Annotated in this window: 14 protein-coding genes; 6 read left to right on the top strand and 8 right to left on the bottom strand. The window is 65.5% G+C overall.

Annotated elements, in window-relative coordinates:
• Positions 1–7: 7 nt before the first annotated feature.
• A complete protein-coding gene (locus K7W03_RS00265; protein WP_222885185.1) occupies positions 8–1,741 on the bottom strand; it encodes an acyl-CoA dehydrogenase family protein in 1,734 nt (577 codons plus the stop codon).
• A 147-nt stretch (positions 1,742–1,888) separates the two neighbouring features.
• Here K7W03_RS00265 and K7W03_RS00260 point away from each other — a divergent pair, with 147 nt between their 5' ends.
• Positions 1,889–2,599 carry a helix-turn-helix domain-containing protein gene (locus K7W03_RS00260; RefSeq protein WP_222885184.1) on the top strand — a complete coding sequence of 237 codons (711 nt, stop codon included), beginning with the start codon at positions 1,889–1,891 and terminating at the stop codon, positions 2,597–2,599.
• Between the two features lie 32 nt (positions 2,600–2,631).
• On the opposite strand, the gene K7W03_RS00255 is transcribed toward K7W03_RS00260, so the two are convergent.
• Both K7W03_RS00255 and K7W03_RS00250 read right to left on the bottom strand, forming a co-directional pair.
• On the bottom strand, positions 2,632–3,216 hold the full coding sequence (locus tag K7W03_RS00255) for a TetR/AcrR family transcriptional regulator (RefSeq protein WP_025549503.1): 585 nt from the start codon (positions 3,214–3,216) through the stop codon (positions 2,632–2,634).
• Between the two features lie 90 nt (positions 3,217–3,306).
• A complete protein-coding gene (locus K7W03_RS00250; protein ID WP_025549502.1) occupies positions 3,307–4,002 on the bottom strand; it encodes an FCD domain-containing protein in 696 nt (231 codons plus the stop codon).
• Positions 4,003–4,225: 223 nt separating this feature from the next.
• On the opposite strand from K7W03_RS00250, the gene K7W03_RS00245 reads away from it, so the two are divergent.
• From K7W03_RS00245 to K7W03_RS00225, 5 genes are all read left to right on the top strand, one after another.
• Complete coding sequence (locus K7W03_RS00245; protein ID WP_222885183.1) at positions 4,226–5,365, top strand: NAD(P) transhydrogenase subunit alpha; 1,140 nt, start codon at positions 4,226–4,228, stop codon at positions 5,363–5,365.
• Positions 5,362–5,652, top strand: a complete 291-nt coding sequence (locus tag K7W03_RS00240; protein ID WP_025549500.1) for an NAD(P) transhydrogenase subunit alpha — start codon at positions 5,362–5,364, stop codon at positions 5,650–5,652. The genes K7W03_RS00245 and K7W03_RS00240 overlap by 4 nt, the downstream gene beginning before the upstream one ends.
• A gap of 1 nt (position 5,653) precedes the next feature.
• A complete protein-coding gene (locus K7W03_RS00235; RefSeq protein ID WP_044661092.1) occupies positions 5,654–7,048 on the top strand; it encodes an NAD(P)(+) transhydrogenase (Re/Si-specific) subunit beta in 1,395 nt (464 codons plus the stop codon).
• A 221-nt stretch (positions 7,049–7,269) separates the two neighbouring features.
• On the top strand, positions 7,270–8,760 hold the full coding sequence (locus tag K7W03_RS00230; RefSeq protein WP_222885182.1) for a DUF4139 domain-containing protein: 1,491 nt from the start codon (positions 7,270–7,272) through the stop codon (positions 8,758–8,760).
• Positions 8,761–8,768: 8 nt separating this feature from the next.
• Entirely contained in the window at positions 8,769–10,337 is a 1,569-nt protein-coding gene (locus K7W03_RS00225) for a DUF4139 domain-containing protein (RefSeq protein ID WP_222885181.1), read from the top strand.
• 66 nt (positions 10,338–10,403) lie between these two features.
• Here the strand turns inward: K7W03_RS00225 and fdhD are convergent, their stop codons facing one another.
• Genes fdhD through K7W03_RS00200 form a run of 5 tightly spaced genes read right to left on the bottom strand, consistent with a single transcriptional unit; the run spans position 10,404 to position 16,344 of the window.
• A complete protein-coding gene (fdhD, locus tag K7W03_RS00220) occupies positions 10,404–11,213 on the bottom strand; it encodes a formate dehydrogenase accessory sulfurtransferase FdhD (protein ID WP_222885180.1) in 810 nt (269 codons plus the stop codon).
• Positions 11,210–11,446, bottom strand: coding sequence for a formate dehydrogenase subunit delta (locus tag K7W03_RS00215; RefSeq protein ID WP_222885179.1), 237 nt, complete (start codon positions 11,444–11,446; stop codon positions 11,210–11,212). Before K7W03_RS00215 ends, fdhD begins: the two co-directional genes overlap by 4 nt.
• 10 nt (positions 11,447–11,456) lie before the next feature.
• Positions 11,457–14,303 (bottom strand): formate dehydrogenase subunit alpha, encoded by a 2,847-nt coding sequence (fdhF, locus tag K7W03_RS00210; RefSeq protein WP_222885178.1) that lies wholly within the window; start codon positions 14,301–14,303, stop codon positions 11,457–11,459.
• Positions 14,300–15,880, bottom strand: coding sequence for an NADH-ubiquinone oxidoreductase-F iron-sulfur binding region domain-containing protein (locus K7W03_RS00205; RefSeq protein WP_222885177.1), 1,581 nt, complete (start codon positions 15,878–15,880; stop codon positions 14,300–14,302). Before K7W03_RS00205 ends, fdhF begins: the two co-directional genes overlap by 4 nt.
• Positions 15,877–16,344, bottom strand: a complete 468-nt coding sequence (locus K7W03_RS00200; protein ID WP_222885176.1) for a formate dehydrogenase subunit gamma — start codon at positions 16,342–16,344, stop codon at positions 15,877–15,879. The genes K7W03_RS00205 and K7W03_RS00200 overlap by 4 nt, the downstream gene beginning before the upstream one ends.
• Between the last annotated feature and the right edge of the window lie 86 nt (positions 16,345–16,430).

Raw genomic sequence — 16,430 nt, 5'->3', positions numbered from 1 at the left:
CTTTCGTTCAGAAGGCGTCGGCGCCAAGCGCCATGATCGTGGCCTCACCCGCCGCGATGCCGGCTGCCAGCCCCTGGGCCTGCGGCAGCATCCGTTGCGCGAAATAGTCGGCCAGCGCGCGCTTCGCCGCATGCAGCGGCGCATCGCCCCGCGCGGCGGTGGCCATGCGCGTCCACATCCAGCCCATGGAGACCAGCGCGAAAAGGCGCAGATAGTCGACCGCCGCCGCTCCGGCTGCGTCGACCCCCGCGCCGCGCAGCGACGCGGTCACGCCGCGCAGAAGGGTGAGCGCGTCGCCCGTCTTCGCTGCAATGTCCAGCCCCGCCCCAGCTTCCAGATCCGCGTCCACCAGGGTGAAAAAGCCATCGACCACCGCGCCGCCCGCCATGGGAAGCTTGCGTCCGACCAGATCCATCGCCTGCACGCCATTGGTGCCCTCATAAATCTGGGCGATGCGGGCATCGCGGACATATTGCTCCATGCCCCATTCGCGGATGTAGCCATGCCCGCCGAACACCTGCTGCGCCTGCACCGCGCTTTCGAAGCCGAAGTCGGTGAAGGCCGCCTTCACCACCGGCGTCAGCAGCGCGACCAGCGCATCCGCCTTCGCCCGCTGGGCGGCATCGGGATGATGATGCGCCCGGTCGAGTTGCAAGGCCGTCCACCCGGCCAACGCCCGTCCGGCCTCCACAAAACCCCGGATATTGAGCAGCATGCGCCGCACATCGGCATGTTCGATGATCGCCACCGGACCCCGCGCGCCATCGGCGCTGCGTCCCTGGAGCCGCTCCTTCGCATAGCCGGCGGCCTGTTGATAGGCTGCGCCGGCAATGCCCAGCCCCTGGATGCCGACCATCAGACGCTCGGCATTCATCATGGTGAACATGGCGGCCAGACCCCTGTTCGGTTCCCCCACCAGCCAGCCGGTCGCGCCGTCATAGTTCATCACGCAGGTCGGCTGGGCGTGGATGCCCATCTTCTTTTCCAGCGCGCCCACCGACATGGCGTTGCGGATCGTGAAGCCGCCATCGGCGTCGGGCAGATATTTGGGCACCAGGAACAGGCTGATCCCCTTCACCCCCGCCGGGGCATCGGGCAGGCGCGCCAGCACCAGATGGACGATGTTGCCGCCGAAATCATGATCGCCCGAGGAAATGAAGATCTTCTGCCCGGTGACGGCGTAGCTGCCGTCGGCGCCGGGCGCCGCCTTGGTCTTCAGCAGCGCCAGGTCCGTGCCCGCGCCGCTTTCGGTGAGCGCCATGGCGCCGGTCCATTCGCCGCTCACCATGCGCGGCAGATAGGTGGCCTTCAGCGAATCGCCGGCATGGGCGATGATCGCCTCGCACGCGCCGCGTGTCAGGCCCGGGAACAGGCCGAAGGACAGGTTCGCCGCCGACAGCATCTCGTCCAGCCAGAGCTGGAGGATGAAGGGCAGCCCCTGCCCGCCATATTCCGGCTCCGCCGATAGCGATGCCCAGCCCGCAGCCGCGAAGTCCCGCCAGGCGTCGGCAAAACCCTCCGGCGTCTTCACCGATCCGTCGACGAGATGGCTTCCCTCCTCATCCCCATGGCGGTTGAGCGGGTGCAGCCGGTCGGCGCACATCCGGCCCGCTTCCTCCAGGACGGCCACCGCCAGGTCGGCATCGACCTCCTTTCCGATGCCCGCCATTGTCCGGTCGAAGCCGAGAACCTCCGTCAACAGAAAGCGATAATCGTCTATCGGGGGAACATAGCTGAACATCGGGACTCTCCTGGAAATCGCGGGCCTCTGCTATACCAAACATCTGTTACAGTCAATCGCGGCGCATCCCCTGCCATCTGGCAATCCCCAAGGTCCACGACCGACTTATTAACATTCCGGAAACCCACCGGTGCGAATAGTCGGAAAATGCCCATACCAGCGATCGTCGACCAGCCACCCGAGTCCGAAAACAGGCGAGACGCCGCGCGTTGGCGCATTCGCCTGGAACTTCCCGGCACGTCCGACGGCGCGAGCACGAATGTGGTGATCCACGACATCTCGACCGCCGGCATGCTGATAGAGACCAGGTCGACGCTGGAGATCGGGCAGAGCATCATGCTGTCCCTGCCCAATGCCGACCGGGTCGTGGCCCGCGTCGTCTGGCAGAACGAGACCCTGTTCGGCTGTCGTTTCGAAACGTCGCTGCCCCAGGGCGCGGTAAGCGCGATCAGGCTGCGCAGTCCAGGCCGCGACGATGTGAAGCCTGCCGGCGATCCGCCGGAGGAAGCCGCCGCAGAAGGATTGGGCGAACGCCTGCTCCGGCTGCGGCATGAAAAGGGGCTGAGCCGCACGGCATTGTCCGAGCGGACGGGGTTCAGCAAGCCCACCATCTGGGGATGGGAGACAGGCAGGACGACCCCGAGAAGGGAAAATCTGCGCATTCTTGCGGCGGTCTTCGGCCTGTCCGAGCAACAGCTGCTGTACGGCAGGGGGCGTCCGCCGCTTCGGGAAACCGACGCATCGGGCGCGGAGGCCTATGCCCGGTCGCTGAAGGAGGTCATCGATCAGGCGAAGACGCGCATTGCCGAAGCGGCCGGGGTGAGCAAGCTCAAGGTGCAGATTTCCATCGAATTTTAGCACGCGGACGCCCTCCCCCGGCGGGGCGGGGATCATTCATGCCGAAAGACGGCGACGATCTGCGCCGCAATCTCCGCCGGAGCAAGCTTGCCGGGACGGTACCAGTCGGCGGTGGCGTTCAATTGCGCCAGAAGCAGGTTGCGATAGATCGACCGGTCGATAGGGGCCGGCAGCGGCAGTTCCTCGACCAGCGAACGAAACAGCCCTTCGAACCGGTCGCGCCGCGCGATCAGCTGTTCGCGGACATCATCCGGCACTTCCCGAAAGTCGTTCATCATCGGCGTGGTGAGGGAGCCGGGGGCAAGCTGGATGTCCAACAATGTCGCGCAAGCCGCGTACAGCCGGGCCCAAGGATCGGATTGCGCCCGCACGGCCGCGGCTATGCGTTCCTCCGCCCTGTCGAGCGCGGCATTGTGCAGTTCCACGAACAAGGCGTCCTTGGACCTGATATGATGGTAAAGCGAACCGCCCAGCACGCCCGCCTGCTCCCCGATGTCGCGCATGGATGTACCGCGATAACCCTTTTTCGCGAATAGCTGGGCGGCGATCTCCAATATCTGGCGGCGGCGCGACGATGGCTCGTCATTCGGTCCAGAAGGCGGCACAGGCTTTGTCATCGTCGCGGCGCTAGCACATCCTTAAATGCCCGCGAAGCCTCTGTTCCCGATGAAGGGACCGGCGCTTCATCTTTGCCCGATCCGGCCTCCTCAGATGGCCGCGTCGAGTTGGCGCATGATCTCCCGTCGGCGCCGTTGCGCTTCGAAGCGGGCGCGCTCCGGATCGCCGTCGAGGATCGCGGCGATGATGGCGCGCCTTTCCCGCTTCCAGCGCTGCTTGCCCTCGCTTCCGCCATAGACCGGCCCGCGCGGATATTCGGCATAATGGTGCACGGCCACGCGGGAGAGCAGTTCCATCAGCGGGCGGTCGACCATCAGGTAGAGAATGTCCAGCATGCTCTGGTCGAATGCGCCGCGCTGCCGCGCCGTATTGCGCCCGTCGATGGATTTGACCAGCGCCGCAAGCTCCTGCCGAAGCGCCTCGTCCGTGGCGCGCGCCGCCGCCGCCATCAATTCGCAGTCGAGCAGGGTGATGATGTCGATGGCCTCCGGATGCGCCGAATGATGCAGCGCCAGGAAGCCGGAAATCGCCTGGCTCAAACCCTCCGCATCGGGCCGGGTGCCGTAATAGCCGCCGCCGGGGCCGCGCCGCACCTTCAGGAATCCCTCATGCTCCAGCACGCGCGCCGCCTGCTGCACGGTGACGATGCCCACGCCCAGCGCCTTCGCCAGATCGGGCAGGGATCCGATCTGCGCTTCGGGCGGCTGGGCGACGATCATGTCACGCAGCTTCGCCACGGCCGCCGTCACCAGTCCTTCGCGGGAATTCTGCTTGCGGATGCTCATCTTACTCCTCGTCTGGGGTCCGACCGCCCATAGCGAATTTGCCGGCAAAAGGGCACTCCTCATACACCCCGCCCTATTATGTGCATATTATTTGTTTGATTCTTTCCGGTTTGGCGGTATTGCGATTCATAGGGGTCGATAATGGGCATATTAGTATGGGCTGAGGATAGGACGGCTTTTGGCCGCGCCAGAGCCCTGCCAACATGGGACGAGGGTGGATGCAGTGAAGATCGGCATAGTGAAAGAGATGGCGCCCGGTGAGCGCCGCGTTTCCGGCACGCCGGAAACGGTCAAGAAATTCAAGGCGCTGGGCGCGGAAGTCGCGGTGGAAGCAGGCGCGGGCCTGTCCGCCGCCATATCCGATGCGGACTATGTCGCCATGGGCGCGACGGTGGCGGATCGCGCCGCTACTGTGGCGGATGCCGACATCATCCTGGGCGTGCAGGGGCCGGACGTGGCCAGCATCGCGGGCGCCAAGCCCGGCGCGTGGATCGTCGCGGGCCTCAACCCCTTTGTCGAGCGGGCGCGGGTCGACGCCTATGCCGCCGCCGGTTTCGAGGCGCTGGCGATGGAGTTCATGCCGCGCATCACCCGCGCGCAGTCGATGGACATTCTCTCTTCCCAGTCCAACCTTGCCGGCTACAAGGCGGTGCTGGACGCGGCGGCCGAATATGGCCGGTCCTTCCCAATGATGATGACGGCGGCGGGCACGGTGTCGCCGGCAAAGGCGTTCATCATGGGCGTCGGCGTCGCCGGCCTGCAGGCGATCGCGACCGCGAAGCGGCTGGGCGCGCAGGTTTCCGCCACCGACGTGCGCTCCGCGACCAAGGAGCAGATCGAGAGCCTGGGCGCCAAGGCGATCTTCGTCGAGAGCGTCGCGGGCATCGAGGGCGAGGGCAAGGGCGGCTATGCCACCGAAATGTCCGAGGATTATCAAAAGGCGCAGGCCGAGCTGGTGTCCGGCCATATCGCCAAGCAGGACATCGTCATCACCACCGCGCTGATTCCGGGCAAGCCCGCGCCGCGCCTGATTTCGGACGCGCAGATCGCGTCGATGAAGCCGGGCAGCGTGATCGTCGACCTGGCCGTCGAGCAGGGCGGCAATGTCGAGGGCGCGGTGCTGGGCGAGGTGGTCGAACGGCACGGCGTCAAGATCGTCGGGCACAAGAATGTGCCCTCTCGCCTCGCCGCCGACGCATCGGCCCTGTTTGCGCGCAACCTCTATAACTTCCTCTCCGCCTTCTGGAACAAGGACCGGAACGCGCCGGTGCTGGACGAGGAAATCGGCAACGCCATCCGCGTGACGCAGGGTGGGAAAGTCGTCAGCGAGAGGCTGCTTCAATTGACGGGGGCACTGTCATGAGTTCGCTTAATCCCGATTATCTGTTCGTCTTCATCCTGGCGGCCTTCGTCGGTTTTCAGCTCATCAAGAAGGTGTCGCCGCTGCTGCATTCGCCTTTGATGTCGCTGACCAACGCCATCGCAGCGGTGGTGATCGTGGGGGCGATCAGCATCACGGGCGAGGAAGGCGCGACGCCGCTGGCGAAGACGCTGGGCTTCGTCGCGGTGTTCTGCGCCACGGTCAATCTGGTCAGCGGTTTCATGATCACCGACCGCATGCTCAAGATGTTCAAGCCGCGGGGGAAGTGAGATGAACGCATTCGTACCCTTTGCGGCGATCATCGCATCGTCGCTGTTCATCCTGGCGCTGATGTGGATGAGCCACCCGTCGACGGCCCGCCGGGGCGTGCGCGCGGGCGAGATCGGCATGCTGGTCGCCATCGTCGGCGCGCTGGTCCAGCATGAGGTGGTCGATTACAACCTGATCCTCATCGCCATGGTCGCGGGCGCGGCCGCCGGCATCCCGATGGCGCTGCTGATGCCGATGACGGCGATCCCGCAGCGGACCGCCATCTCCCACGCCTTCGGCGCGCTTGCCGTGGGCCTGATCGGCGCGGCGGAATATTACAAGCACGCCCATGGCGAATATGCCGGCAGCTTCATCATGTGGGCGCTGATGTTCGAGATGCTGCTGGGTTTCTTGACCTGCACGGCATCGGTCATCGCCTTCGCGAAGTTGCAGGAGATCATGGGCAGCCGTCCCGTCTCCTTCGTCGGGCAGCGGGTGGTGAACGGCGCCGTGGCGCTGGCGGCGCTGGTGATCGCCGCGATGCTCGCGCTCGATCCGACGCAGACCTGGCTGTTCCCCGCCTTCGTGGCGCTGGCGCTGCTGTTCGGCATATTGCTGGTGATCCCGATCGGCGGGGCGGACATGCCGACCGTGATCGCGCTGCTCAACAGCTATGCGGGGCTTGCGGCGAGCGCCATGGGCTTTGCCCTGGGGAACAAGCTGCTGATCGTGGCGGGCGCGCTGGACGGTGCGTCGGGCTTCATCCTGGCGGTCATCATGTGCAAGGCGATGAACCGCAGCTTCGCCAATGTCATGTTCGGCGGCTTCGGCAAGGTCGTGGCCGGCGCGGCGGGCGGCAAGGACGACCGCGTTGTCCGTTCGGCCTCGGCCGAGGAAGCGGCGTTGCAGCTTGAAAACGCCAGCAGCGTCGTCATCATTCCGGGCTATGGCATGGCGGTGGCGCAGGCGCAGCACAAGGTGAGCGAACTGTATCAGGCGCTGACCAAGAAGGGCGTCGACGTGAAGTTCGCGATCCATCCGGTCGCGGGCCGCATGCCGGGACATATGAACGTGCTGCTGGCCGAAGCGAATGTACCCTATGAGCAGTTGATCGAGCTGGACGACATCAACCCCGAACTGCCGCAGGCGGACGTGGCGCTGATCATCGGCGCCAACGACACGATCAATCCGTCGGCGCGCGACGATCCGCAGAGCGCGATCGCGGGCATGCCGATCATCGAGGCGGATCGGGCCAAGTCGGTCTTCGTGATCAAGCGTTCGATGAATGCGGGCTTCGCCGGGATCGACAATCCGATCTACTATAACAGCAACACCCAGATGCTGTTCGGCGATGCCAAGGACATGGTCGGCACCATCGCCAAGGAACTGGCTGGCGGCGGTTCGGGCCTGCATTGAGCGACGGACTGGCGCCTCCCTCCGCAGCATCCGAACGGATGGAAGGGCGGCGGGCCGGTGCGGGCTGGACGCCTTCGCGAGCGGGGCGGAAGAATGGCGCAGTCCTGTCCGCCCTGCACCACCGTCATCTTGAAAGGCGACAAAGGTCGTTCCGGGATTATGCCTCTGGAACGACCTTTGTTTTTGCGGCATGTCTTGCAGGATTGGCGGAGGGGGGCTTCATGCGTCTGATATGTCCTGCGATAATCTCGGTTGCGGTCCTGGCTCCCCAGGCGCTCTTTGCTCAGCCTTCCGCGCCGAATGCCCAGGGCGACCTGTCCGTCACCATCTATAATAACGATCTGGCGCTGGTGCAGGACGTCCGCCGCATCACCCTGCCCTCCGGACGCTCCCGGCAGGAATTTCCCGATGTCTCGGCGCGCATTCGCCCGGAAACGGTGACATTGTCGGGAGAAGGCATCGGCATTGTCGAGCAGAATTTCGACTATGACCTTTTGTCGCCCGCATCGCTGATGGAAAAGGCGGTGGGCCAGACGATCACCCTGCTGCGCACCAACCCAGCCACCGGCGCGGAAACGCGGGAACAGGCAATGGTGCTCGCGGCCAATGGCGGCGTGGTGCTGAAGATCGGTGAGCGGATCGAGGTGCTGCGCGACGATGGTCTGCCTGTGCGGGTCATTTTCTCCTCCATTCCGCCCAATCTGCGCGCGCGCCCGACGCTGAGCGTCACCATGGATGCGCCGCAGGGCGGTGCAAGGCCGGTGACGCTGAGCTACCTGACGCCGGGCATGAGCTGGAAATCGGACTATGTCGCCCTGTTCGACGAGAAAGCGGGCAAGCTCGACATGCAGGGCTGGATCACGCTCAACAACAGCACCGGCACCACTTTCGCCAACGCCCGCGCCCTGCTGGTCGCTGGGGAAGTCGGACAGGTGCAGCAATCTTATGGCGGCTATAATGGCGGTCGGCCCCAGCCTCGCGGAAACCGGCCCGGCACGGAGAGCGGCGGCGAGCAACTGGGCGACTTCCATGTCTATCCGATCGAGGGTCGCACGACGATCGCCAATGCCCAGACCAAGCAGGTGAGCTTCCTCGACACATCGGGCGTGCCGGCGGAACGCGGTTACGAGTTCCGCAGCAACTGGATGGAAAGCAAGGACCAGGCGGAAAGCGCCGCATCGGTGCTCAAATTCTCCAATGCCAAGGCGTCCGGAATCGGCGCGGCCCTGCCTGCGGGCACGGTTCGCGTCTATATGCGGGATGCGCGCGGGCAGGCCCAGTTCATCGGGGAAAGCGGCATTCCGCACACGCCCGGCGGCTCCACCCTCGCCCTGCGAACGGGCGACGCCTTCGACGTGAAGGTGCAGCCGGTGGTCGAGCAGCGCGACACGATCACGACGGACGAATGGACGAAGACCGAGCGCTGGCGCGTCGCCTATCCCGACGGCACAAAGGCGGAAGGCTATGTCGAGCGGCCGCAGAAATATTTTCGCACGCGGATGCGCTACATCGTCACCAATGCCAAGCCGGTGCCGGTGAATGTCGACGTGGTCCAGTCCGGCCTGTCCCAATGGTGGTGGTGGCGCGACCTGCGCGTGCCGGAGGAGAGCATTCCCGGCGTGCAGGAAACGGCTGACGTGCGGCGCTGGGTGGTGCCGGTGCCCGCCAATGGCAAGGTCGAACTGACCGCCACTTTCCTCACCCCCTGGTAAGCGCGGCCATGCCCCGCCTGTGGCTGTGGCTGATGATCATGCCGCTCTGGGCGCCCCTGGCCGCCAGGGCGCAGTTGCCGGTCGTGATCTCCAGCGGTCCGGACAAGGTGGCGGTCACGCTCTACCGCGATCCGGACCGGGGAGAGGCTCCGCTCGACCGCGATCAGCCCGGCGCCTTCGCCCTGATCGCGGAGACTCGCACGGTTATGTTGCCGCCGGGCGAAGCCGTGATCCGGTTCGAGGGGGTGGCGAGCGGCATCGTGCCGCAATCGGCGATCCTCTTTGGCGCGCCCCCGCGGGAGCGCAATCGCGACGCGGCGCTGCTGTCGCAAAAGGGGCTGGTTGACGCCTTTACCGGGCAACGGGTGATCCTTCGCCGCACCGACCCGGCGAGCGGCAGGACGGTCGAGGAAAGCGCGACCGTGCGATCCGCCGCCGACCGTCTGGTGGTGACGACCATGCGAGGCGTGGAGGCGCTCTATTGCTCCGGACTGCACCAGACGCTCCTCTATCCGGGGGCGCCCGCGACCCTCTCCGCAAAGCCGGTGCTGACCATGACGACCAGGGACCAGCCCGGCGGCCCTGCGACGATCACCCTGGCCTATATCGCCACCGGCTTCGACTGGGATGCGACCTATGTCGGCACATTGGCCCCGGACGGCCAGTCGCTGGACCTGCTCGGCTGGCTGACGCTGGCGAGCGCGGACGACACCAGCTTTGCCGATGCAACCGCTTCCGCCATAGCCGGAAGGGTGAACCGTTCGGAGGACAGCCGCGACGACAGCGGCGAAAGGGCGCGTGAAGAAGCCCGCTATCTGAACAGGTTCAGCGCCTGCTGGCCCGCCGGGACGACGAGCGACCTGGGCAGCGGCACGCCGCCGCCGCCGCCTGCACCGCCGCCCATGGCCATGATGGTGGCGGGCGAAGACATTGTCGTGACGGCCCAGCGGCGGCAGGAAGGCATGCTGTCGGCCCCCGCTCCTGTCGCCGTGGTCGCCAGGGCAGAAAATCTGGGCGACCTCAAGCTGTACCGCATTCCCGTTCCCGTCACCGTCGCCGCCCGTGCACAGAAGCAGGTGGCCTTTCTGGTGAAGCAGAAGGTGAAGGGCAGCCTGGTCTATCGGACGGAGATGAGGTGGGAAGAGCCGGACGATCCCCGGATGCTGTTCCGCTTCCGCAACGGCAGGAAGGATGGCCTGGGCGATCCCCTTCCGGCGGGACGCGCGGTTCTCTATCAGGACAGCCCCTGGGGCCGCATGTATGTCGGGGAAAGCACCACAGGCGACAAGACCGTCGACGAGGAAGTCGAATGGTCCTTCGCGCAAGCCAGCAACCTGACACTGGAACCGGAACAGGAAGAGGCGGGCAAGGGCATCCTCCATCACAACCTTGCCGTGCGCAACGCCAATCCCTTCCCCATCCGTTTCGAGATCGACTTTCCAACGAACGGCGGGCGGCTATTCAGCGGCTTCAGCGGTCGCCTGACGAAAAAGCCGGGCAAGCAGGTCTGGGCCATGACGGTGCCGGCGAACGGGACGATCCGCCTGCGCTTCCGATCCGCCGGGCAGCCGAATTAGCGCCCGGCTCTGGAGCGCATCCGGATTCCCGCGAAACCAGTATCCCGGCAGAAGCCCGGCGCCCCTTTACTGATCCAGGCCCAGCCCCCCTTCCCCGAATAACAGGATGGAGTCAGCGCGCGCCAGCGCCACCAGAGCCAGCCCCGCCCCCGCCGCCCGTTCGGCTGCAAGGCGCGTCGGCGCGGAGATCGTCACCAGCAGGGGGCAGTCCGCCAGCACGGCCTTCTCCACCAATTCATAGGAGCAGCGCGAGGAAAGCAGCGCAAAGCCGCCATCCCATGCCCATCCACGCCGCCACATCGCGCCGATCAGCTTGTCGAACGCATTATGCCGCCCGACATCCTCCCTCGCGAGGCGGATCGTGCCGTCTGCCGCCACCAGGGCGGCCGCGTGGGCCGCGCCGGTTCTCGCATTGAGCGGTTGATGTCCTTTCAATTCCCCCAGCGCCCGAAAAACCGCCTGTTTGTCGGCCCGTGACGAAACCGTGACGGAGGGCAGGGGCCGGATCGCCTGTTCCAGATTCTCCACCCCGCAAATTCCGCAGGACGATTCCGAGGCGCGATGCCGCACCCGGCTCAGCAAGGCCTCCGTTCGCTCCTGCGGCAAGGTCGCCCGGGCAATGATCCCTTGTTCGGTCGCATGCACATCCACCTCGAACGGCGCATCTTCCCGGCCGATCAACCGCTCCGCCAGCGTGAAACCCAGCACCAGTTCCTCCACATCGGCGGGCGTAGCCATCAGCACGGCATAGCCGATGCCGTTGAATTCGATGGCGATCGGCACTTCCTCTGCCAATTCCCGCGTCACCGGGGTGATGGGGCCTGCCGGCGTTATGTGCCTGAAGGTGAAGGGCCGATCTTCGGGCGCGGCGCTCAAGGCGCCACGACCCGGCCGACAGCGGCGGCGGCTATGGGAGACAGTGCGCCGGGACGCGCGGTCGCCAGCAAAGCAATGCGCTGCTTCATCGCCGGATCCCAGAAGGCGCGGATATGGTCCGCCGTCATGGCGACAGCTTCCGCCTCGCCCAACGCCGCGACATTGCGGGCGATCTGGTTCGCCATGTAGATCAGGCGGTCCTCGGTCGACATGACTTCATTTTCATCGCTCATGCGCCCGATCCTATTCGGCCGCTTCCAAGGGCGCAATGCGCCTGCTGTGCCGTGCCTGCTCCGCATAGTCGCGCTGCCAGTCGCTCGGTCCGTTGGAGCGCATGACCTGGACCGCCGTCACCTTATATTCCGGGCAATTGGTGGCCCAGTCCGAATAGTCGGTGGTGATGACATTGGCCTGCGTGTCGGGATGATGGAAGGTGGTGTAGACCACGCCCGGCGCCACCCGCTCGGTGATCAGGGCGCGCAGGCTGGTTTCCCCGGCCCTGCTCTTGAGCGAGACCCAGTCGCCATCGCTGATCCCGCGATTTTCGGCATCGTTGGGGTGGATTTCCAGCCGGTCCTCCGGATGCCAGGCCGCGTTTGCGGTCCGCCGCGTCTGCGCGCCGACATTATATTGGCTGAGGATGCGCCCGGTGGTCAGCAACAGTGGGAAGCGCGGCCCGGTCTTCTCATCGGTCGGCACATAGTCGGTGACGACGAACTTGCCCCTCCCCCGCACGAAGCCGCCGATATGCATGGTCGGCGTGCCGTCGGGCGCTGCATCATTGGCAGGCCATTGCAGCGATCCCTCTGCATCCAGCCGGTCATAATGCACGCCCGCGAAGGTGGGCGTCAGCGCGGCGATCTCGTCCATGATTTCGGAAGGGTGCGCATAGGACCAGCCCAGCCCCATGGCCTGCGCGACCAACTGGACGATCTGCCAATCGGCATGGCCGTTGAGCGGCGCCATCACCCTGCGCACGCGCTGGATGCGGCGTTCGGCGTTGGTGAAGGTTCCATCCTTTTCCAGGAAGGTCGATCCGGGCAGGAAGACATGGGCATAATTGGCCGTCTCATTGAGGAACAGGTCCTGCACGACGACGCATTCCATCGCGGCAAGCCCCGCCGCGACATGATGGGTGTTGGGATCGGACTGGAGAATATCCTCGCCCTGGATGAAGATGCCCTTGAACGTGCCGTCCGTCGCCGCGTCGAGCATGTTGGGGATGCGCAGCCCCGGCTCCGCATCCAGCGTGACGCCCCAGGCCTGTTCGAACTGGCCGCGCACCGCATCGTCGGAGACATGGCGATAGCCCGAAAATTCGTGCGGGAAGCTGCCCATGTCGCAGGCGCCCTGCACATTATTCTGCCCGCGCAGGGGATTCACGCCCACGCCTTCGCGCCCGATATTGCCGGTCGCCATGGCAAGGTTGGCGATCGCCATCACGGTCGAGCTGCCCTGGCTGTGCTCGGTCACGCCCAGTCCGTAATAGATCGCGCCATTGCCGCCGGTCGCATAAAGCCGGGCGGCGGCGCGGACCTCCGTCGCCTCGACGCCGGTAAGGGGCTCGACCGCTTCGGGCGAGCGCTGCGGTTCGGAAACGAAATCGGCCCATTCGGCAAATTCATCCCAATCGCAGCGATCGCGGATGAACGCCTCGTCATAGAGCTTTTCCGTCACGATCACATGCGCAAGCGCCGTCAGCATGGCGACATTGGTGCCGGGCCGGAGCGGCAGATGATGGGAAGCCTCCATATGGGGCGACTTCACCAGATCGATCCGCCGGGGATCGATGACGATCAGCTTGGCGCCCTGCCTGAGCCGTTTCTTCATCCGGCTGGCGAAGACCGGATGGCCGTCGGTCGGATTGGCGCCGATGACAAGGATCACGTCGGCCTGCATCACGCTGTCGAAATCCTGCGTGCCCGCCGAGGTGCCGAAGGTCGTCTTCAGCCCATAGCCGGTGGGGGAATGGCAGACCCGCGCGCAGGTATCGACATTGTTGTTGCCGAAACCCTGGCGGATCAGCTTCTGGACGAGGAAGGTCTCCTCATTGGTGCAGCGGCTGGACGTGATGCCGCCGATGCTGCGCGTGCCATATTTGGCCTGGATGCGCCGAAACTCGCTGGCGGTATGGGCGATGGCCTCCTCCCACGACACTTCGCGCCAGGGTTCGTTCACGGAGGCGCGGATCATGGGTTTGAGGATACGGTCGCGATGCTGGGCGTAGCCCCAGGCGAAGCGGCCCTTGACACAGCTATGCCCGCGATTGGCCTTGCCGTCCTTCCATGGCACCATGCGCACCAGCTCCTCGCCCCGCATCTCGGCGCGGAAGGTGCAACCGACGCCGCAATAGGCGCAGGTGGTGACGACTGCGCGATCCGGCGTGCCGATCTCCACCACCTTCTTCTCGGTTAGGGTCGCGGTCGGGCAGGCCTGCACGCAGGCGCCGCAGGACACGCATTCGGACGAGAGGAAATCCTGCCCCTGCGAAGGCGACACCTTGGAATCGAAACCCCGCCCTTCGATGGTCAGGGCGAACGTGCCCTGCACCTCGTCGCAGGCGCGCACGCAGCGGGAGCAGACGATGCATTTGCTGGGATCGAAGTCGAAATAGGGGTTCGACTGGTCCTTCGCCTGCCCCATATTGGTCGCGCCGTCATAGCCATAGCGCACGTCGCGCAGGCCCACGGCGCCCGCCTGCTCCTGCAATTCGCAATCACCATTGGCCGGGCAGGTCAGGCAGTCGAGCGGATGGTCGGAGATGTACAGCTCCATCACCCCGCGCCGCAACTGCTTCAGCCGCTCGCTCTGCGTCCGCACCACCATGCCCTCGGCAATCGGCGTGGTGCAGGATGCGGGATAGCCGTTGCGTCCTTCCACTTCGACCAGGCAGAGGCGGCACGAACCGAAGCTTTCGACATTGTCGGTCGCGCACAGCTTGGGGATCGAACAGCCGGTCAGCGACGCCGCCCGCATGATCGACGTGCCTTCCGGCATCGTCACGGTATCGCCGTCGATGGTGAGGGTCACGCTCTTGCCCGTCGCAATGGCGGGCGGCGTTCCATGGTCGGTTTCGCGTGTGTAGCTCATTCCGCAGCTTCCTTCACCGGCGACTTGGCACCGAAATCCTCGGGAAAATGATCGAGCGCGCTCAGCACCGGATAGGGCGTGAAACCGCCCAGCGCGCAGAGCGAGCCATATTTCATCGTATCGCAAAGGTCGCGCAGCAACGCCGTCTGCGCTTCCAGCCCGGTATCGATCCGGTCGGGTGTGCGGGAATTGAGCGCTTTCTGGAGATACCCCTCCCAATTACGCCCGGCCTGAACGACGGTCGCGCTATCCCGCGCCGCGATGATCCGGTCCATCACCTCGACGCCCCGCGTCGACCCAATCCGGCAGGGCGTGCATTTGCCGCAGCTTTCGACAGAGCAGAATTCCATCGCGAAGCGGGCCATATGCGCCATGTCGACGCTGTCGTCGAACACGGTGATCCCGGCATGGCCGATCAGCCCCCCCGCCTGCGCGAAAGCCTCATAATCGAAGGGCAGATCGAACATGCTGGGCGGGAAATAGGCGCCAAGGGGGCCGCCGACCTGCACCGCGCGGACGGGCCGCCCGCTGGCCGTGCCGCCGCCGATGTCGTTCACCAGTTCGCCCAGCGTGATGCCGAAGCCGATCTCATAGAGGCCGCCATGCTTCACATTGCCCGCAAGCTGCACCGGGATGGTGCCGCGCGACCGGCCGAAGCCGACGTCCGCATAGGCCTTCGCCCCTTCCGCCAGAATGAAGGGAACCGCCGCCAGGCTGAGCAGATTGTTGATCACCGTCGGTCGTCCGAACAGCCCCGCCAGCGCCGGGAGAGGCGGCTTTGCCCGCACCTGCCCCCGCTTGCCCTCGATGCTTTCGAGCAACGCAGCTTCCTCGCCGCAGACATAGGCGCCCGCCCCGACGCGCACTTCGAGCGTGAAAGGCGCGGTCCGTTCGGCGGAGAGTTGGATCGCTTCCCGCATGGTGGCGATGGCGAAGGGATATTCGCTGCGGATATAGATATAGCCGTGGCTTGCTCCCGCGGCATGACCGGCTATCGCCATTCCTTCGATCAGGCAGAAGGGATCGCCTTCGACCAGCATCCGGTCGGCAAAGGTGCCGCTGTCGCCTTCATCGGCATTGCAGACGATGAACTTGGCGTCCGAAACCGCATCCAGCACCGTCTGCCATTTGATGCCGGTGGGAAAGCCCGCCCCTCCCCGCCCGCGCAGGCCGGATGCCTTCACCGCATCCACCACCGCCTGGGGCGTCATGCCGCGCGCCGTTTCCAGCCCGCGCCAGCCGCCATGTTCGGCATAGTCCTTCAGGCTGAGCGGATCGATCACTCCGCAGCGCGCGAAGGTGAAGCGTTGCTGCCCGGCGAAGAAGGGCAAGGCCGCGACGTCGCCCAACCTCGCTTCATGGCTGCCGTCCAGCACGGCCGCGACGTCCGCCGGTCCGACCGGCCCGAAGCCGGTCCGCTTCCCCTCCCTTTCGACCTCGACCAAGGGCTCGATGGAAAAGAGTCCCCGGCTGCCGGTGCGCACCACCTCGCATCCTGCGGCTTCGAAGGCGTGGGCGACCTCGTCCGCGCCCAGGGCGACGGAGGCCATGTCCCGGCTGACATAGACCCGCTTCATGCCGCGATCTCCTGCGCGATCCGGTCCAGCGTGGCCGCATCGATCCGCGCGACCGGCCTTCCGTCGACAAGGGCGTTGGGACCGACGGCGCACAGGCCGAGGCAATAGACGGGTTCCAGCGTGACCTGTCCGTCCGGGCGCGTCTGGCCCATGGGGACGCCCAGCCGATCGGTTGCGGCCTTCTCGATTGCCGTGGCGCCGCGGGCCTGGCAGCTTTCGGCGCGGCAGAGTTTTACGACATGCCGGCCGGCGGGGGTTCGGCGGAAATCATGGTAGAAGGTCACAACTCCATGAACGTCTGCGCGACTGAGGTTGAGTGCGGTGGCGATGGCGGGGATGGCTGCATCATCGATAAAGCCTATCTCTTCCTGCAACATGTGCAGTAGCGGGAGCAGGCGGTCGCGGGTGCGGCCATGGGTCCGGGTCCAGTCCTCTATCAGCCTCGTTGCGTCTTCCTGCTGCATCTTTTCCGCCCTTTCCTGCGCGCCATGCTGCGCTCTGGCGGGAGTGGCGTCAAATCGAAGACGATCATGTTTGATAGAGATTATCT

The organism is Sphingobium sp. PNB, assembly GCF_019873065.1.
In the GTDB taxonomy this organism is placed as follows: domain Bacteria; phylum Pseudomonadota; class Alphaproteobacteria; order Sphingomonadales; family Sphingomonadaceae; genus Sphingobium; species Sphingobium fuliginis.
The sequence above is the reverse complement of the archived record's forward strand: the minus strand, read 5'-3'. Positions and strand labels throughout refer to the sequence as shown.

Excerpts from the sequence above, each read along its gene's own strand:
- K7W03_RS00265 (WP_222885185.1), bottom strand. The coding sequence starts at position 1,741 with ATGTTCAGCTATGTTCCCCCGATAGACGATTATCGCTTTCTGTTGACG.
- K7W03_RS00260 (WP_222885184.1), top strand. The coding sequence starts at position 1,889 with ATGCCCATACCAGCGATCGTCGACCAGCCACCCGAGTCCGAAAACAGG.
- K7W03_RS00255 (WP_025549503.1), bottom strand. The coding sequence starts at position 3,216 with ATGACAAAGCCTGTGCCGCCTTCTGGACCGAATGACGAGCCATCGTCG.
- K7W03_RS00250 (WP_025549502.1), bottom strand. The coding sequence starts at position 4,002 with ATGAGCATCCGCAAGCAGAATTCCCGCGAAGGACTGGTGACGGCGGCC.
- K7W03_RS00240 (WP_025549500.1), top strand. The coding sequence starts at position 5,362 with ATGAGTTCGCTTAATCCCGATTATCTGTTCGTCTTCATCCTGGCGGCC.
- K7W03_RS00235 (WP_044661092.1), top strand. The coding sequence starts at position 5,654 with ATGAACGCATTCGTACCCTTTGCGGCGATCATCGCATCGTCGCTGTTC.
- K7W03_RS00230 (WP_222885182.1), top strand. The coding sequence starts at position 7,270 with ATGCGTCTGATATGTCCTGCGATAATCTCGGTTGCGGTCCTGGCTCCC.
- K7W03_RS00225 (WP_222885181.1), top strand. The coding sequence starts at position 8,769 with ATGCCCCGCCTGTGGCTGTGGCTGATGATCATGCCGCTCTGGGCGCCC.
- K7W03_RS00215 (WP_222885179.1), bottom strand. The coding sequence starts at position 11,446 with ATGAGCGATGAAAATGAAGTCATGTCGACCGAGGACCGCCTGATCTAC.
- fdhF (WP_222885178.1), bottom strand. The coding sequence starts at position 14,303 with ATGAGCTACACACGCGAAACCGACCATGGAACGCCGCCCGCCATTGCG.
- K7W03_RS00205 (WP_222885177.1), bottom strand. The coding sequence starts at position 15,880 with ATGAAGCGGGTCTATGTCAGCCGGGACATGGCCTCCGTCGCCCTGGGC.
- K7W03_RS00200 (WP_222885176.1), bottom strand. The coding sequence starts at position 16,344 with ATGCAGCAGGAAGACGCAACGAGGCTGATAGAGGACTGGACCCGGACC.